At 69.3% G+C, this 3,352-nt stretch carries 3 protein-coding genes; all 3 read right to left on the bottom strand.

Annotated elements, in window-relative coordinates:
• Positions 1-84: 84 nt before the first annotated feature.
• From BLS95_RS53765 to BLS95_RS53755, 3 genes are read right to left on the bottom strand one after another with little or no spacing between them, the layout of a single operon-like run.
• The gene (locus tag BLS95_RS53765) at positions 85-1,071 is read right to left on the bottom strand and encodes a tyrosine-type recombinase/integrase (protein ID WP_090947371.1); all 987 of its coding nucleotides are present in this window, start codon (positions 1,069-1,071) and stop codon (positions 85-87) included.
• Entirely contained in the window at positions 1,068-1,994 is a 927-nt protein-coding gene (locus tag BLS95_RS53760) for a tyrosine-type recombinase/integrase (RefSeq protein ID WP_090947370.1), read from the bottom strand. Before BLS95_RS53760 ends, BLS95_RS53765 begins: the two co-directional genes overlap by 4 nt.
• Positions 1,978-3,213, bottom strand: coding sequence for a tyrosine-type recombinase/integrase (locus BLS95_RS53755; RefSeq protein WP_090947369.1), 1,236 nt, complete (start codon positions 3,211-3,213; stop codon positions 1,978-1,980). The genes BLS95_RS53760 and BLS95_RS53755 overlap by 17 nt, the downstream gene beginning before the upstream one ends.
• Positions 3,214-3,352: the final 139 nt, after the last annotated feature.

The raw sequence follows: 3,352 nt of genomic DNA, 5'->3' as shown, positions 1-3,352 counted from the left end.
AATTATCTGGGGTTGGATGTTATGCCGGGCTGGGTGGATCAGGGCTGGCCAGCGAAGGTCTGACAGCGTGGCCGCCAGAGATAATTACAGGTTTTCCAGGAAGGCGAGCAGGCTGTCGCCGGGGCGGTAGCGCCGGGTTCCGACGCCAGGAGGTGCGGTGCGGGCCAGGGCCTTCTCCTTGGTGGCCAGGTCGGCGTGGAGGTAGATGTCGGTGGCCTTTGTGCTGGTGTGGCCGAGCCAGAGCGCGATGGTGGAGGTGTCGACGCCGGCGTGCAGCAGCGCCATTGCCGCGGTGTGTCGCAGGGTGTGCGGGGTGACGTTCTTGGATGCGAGGGTCGTGCAGGTGCGGGCCGCGACGGGGACGTACTTGGCGAGCAGGTCGGCGACGGCATCTCGGCTGAGGCGTCCGCCGGTGCGGTTGGGGAACAGCGGGTCGGCCGGTGCGGCGTGACGATCGGTGATCCAGCGCTGGAGCAGGCGAGCGGTGGGCCGGGTGAGCGGGGTGGCGCGCTGCTTGCGGCCCTTGCCGGTGCAGCGCAGGTGGGCACCCGCTCCGAGCTCGGCATCGGCGCAGGTCAGCGAGGTGAGTTCGGAGACGCGCAGCCCGGTCTGCAGGGCGACGAGCAGCAGCAGGTGATCGCGGCGGCCCAGCGGGGTGGACTGGTCGGGAACCGCGAGGAGCGCGTCACTCTCGGCTCGGGTCAGGAAGCACACGTCGGTGGAATCACGGCGCTTGTGAGGGATGGCCAGGACACGCTGGATGAGCAGGGCATGCTCGGGGCAACGCAGCGCCGCGTAGCCGAACAGGGAGTGGATCGCGGCCAGCCGGGCGTTGCGAGTGGTGATGCCGTTGTTCCGGTCGGTCTCGAGATGGTCCAGGAAGCCGCAGATGAGGTCGGCATCGATGTCGGCCAGGTCCAGGGCCGCGGGCGGGCGGCTGAGCTGGGCTTGGGCGTAGTGCAGCAGCAGGCGGAAGGTGTCGCGGTAGGCGGCGATGGTGTGTTCGCTGGCACGGCGGTCGGTGAGCCGTTCGGTGAAGTATCCCTGCATGATCGGGGCCAGGCTGGTCATGATGGTTCCTCCCAGGAGGCTTCCAGGCGCTTGGCGGCTTCGGTCATCAGCTGCGGGCAGGCGTGCAGATACCAGTACGTGGTCGCCGGGCTGATGTGTCCGAGGTAGGTCGACAGGGCGGGCAGTAGATGCGCGACGTCGGCTCCGGTGGCGTACCAGTTCGCCATGGTGGTCACCGCGAAGGTGTGCCTGAGGTCGTAGAGCCGCGGCTTGGTCGTCCCGGCCGGGGTGATGATCGCCGCGGTCTTCAGCACATGGGCGAAGGCGGTGCTGGCGCTGTGGTGGTTCAGGCGGGTGCCGGCGCAGGAGACGAAGAACGCCGCGGTGGACGGATGCGGACACAGTTCGTCGCGCCGCGCCTGGTAGGCGGCCAGGTGTTCGGCGGTGCTGGGGTGCAGCGGGACCAGGCGGGACTTGCCGAACTTGGTGCCCCGGATCAGCAGGAGGAGGCCGTCCAGGTCCACATCGCTGCGGTCCAGGCTCATCGCTTCTCCGGTTCGGATGCCGGTGGCGGCCATCAGGCCGATGAACGTCTCGACGGTGGCGGCGCGCAGCGGGTTTTTGAACCTCCGCGCTGCTCGCAGCATCGCGGTGATTTCTGCCGGTGAATACAGACGGGGCTCGCAGCGGTCTGCCGTGCGTGGCAGCAGGGCCGTCGGCGGGACCTCGGTGCGGGCGTCGAAGGCGGCCTGGAACCGGGCGAACTCGCGAACGACCGTCAACCGTGCCGCCCACCAGGACGCATCCGCCCCCTCCGGGGTCGTGGCCCACTCCACGGCCGCGGCGACGGTGACGTGGTTCAGCTCGCGGGCGTCGCAGAAGGTGACGAACTGGCCGAGCATGCGGCCCTCGATTTTGAGTTTGTAGCCCAGGCTTCGGCGAATCGCCAGGTAGCGGTCCACGGCCTCACGCAGTGTCGTCATCGCCGACCACCATCGGCCAGGGCCGCACGACCGCGGCAAGCGCGGTCAGATCGACCTTCGCATAGATGGCCGAGCTCGCGTGGTCGTTGTGCCGCAGCACCTCGGCGACCTCGGCCAGGGACCCGCCGTCGGCCAGTACCCGGCAGGCGACCCGGTGTCGCAGCCGATGGGCGCCCACCATCGCGATGCCGGCCCGTAACGAGGCACTGCGCGGCACTTGCACGATCGACTGCCGCTTCATCGGCGCGTCCGGGCCGATCGTGCGGGTGAACACCTCCCGCAGCGTCGAGGGCCGCCGGCCGTTGCGCAGCCAGTCGGCCAGGGCACCGCCGACGTCGGACGGAAGCGGCATCCGGTCGACGCGACCGCCCTTGCCCCGAACCGTCAGCTCACCGCCGCGCCATTCGATGTCGTCCAGGCGCAGCCGCGCGACCTCCACCGCCCGCAGCCCCAGCCTGGTCATCAGCAGCAGGACCGCGAAGTCCCGCCGCCCCACCGCCGTGGACCGGTCGCAGGAGGCAAGCAGCATGGTGACTGCCTCGTCATCCGCACCGACCGGAATCCCGCTCAGCTGCCAGCCGGCCACCGACGGCACCACCGGCGACAGGTCACGGTCGAGGTCGCCTGCCGCGAACAAGAACCGCAGCAGCGACCGCAGACCCGAGGTCAACGGTTTCATCGAGCCGGTCGCGTAGTGCTGCGACATCTCCAGCACGAACGCCGTCACCGCTTGCGGCCCGATCCGGTCCAGTTCCAGCCGGCCGCCTTCGACCTGAGTGAGCAGGAACTTGGCGGCCCAGTGCAAGCGTAAACTCACCGTCTGCTCGCCAAGCCGACGCTCACGCTCCAGCCAGCGGCGATACCTCTCCAGCACCGCATCGACCGGACCCAGAGCGCGCGGCTTCTCGGCTGGGATCAGCCCAAGCCCGCGCAGATAATCCAGCATCGGCCGCAGCGAGCCAGCCGTCCGCCACCGTCGACAGCCGCCGACTCGCCGCGCCGCGACAAACGCGGCGATCCGCTCGGCACCCAGCTCAGCGGGAGCCGCCCCCTCCTGCTCCAGCCAGCGGCTCAGATGCGCCAGCACATACGCGTGGCCCTGAGCGGTCCGCGGCGTGAACCCCTGACCGATCAGCTCCAGCCGAAACTCGTGCACCAGCCCCGCCAACGGCCCCGACACCCTGACCGGGTAGCGGCCGTCCGTCGCAGCCCTGACCATGTCTTCACCTCCATCGACAGCCCCTCGATGAAGGAGACGGTGAACCTCCGGCGTTATGAGGTCAATTCACCCGGTCGCACCACCCGCAGCCAGCACTGATCCACCCAGCCCGGCATAACATCCAACCCCAGATAATTGC

Origin of the sequence: Nonomuraea jiangxiensis, from assembly GCF_900099965.1 — a bacterium.
Classification (GTDB): domain Bacteria; phylum Actinomycetota; class Actinomycetes; order Streptosporangiales; family Streptosporangiaceae; genus Nonomuraea; species Nonomuraea jiangxiensis.
This window is presented reverse-complemented; position numbering and strand designations above follow the sequence as displayed.

Excerpts from the sequence above, each read along its gene's own strand:
- BLS95_RS53765 (WP_090947371.1), bottom strand. The coding sequence starts at position 1,071 with ATGACCAGCCTGGCCCCGATCATGCAGGGATACTTCACCGAACGGCTC.
- BLS95_RS53760 (WP_090947370.1), bottom strand. The coding sequence starts at position 1,994 with ATGACGACACTGCGTGAGGCCGTGGACCGCTACCTGGCGATTCGCCGA.
- BLS95_RS53755 (WP_090947369.1), bottom strand. The coding sequence starts at position 3,213 with ATGGTCAGGGCTGCGACGGACGGCCGCTACCCGGTCAGGGTGTCGGGG.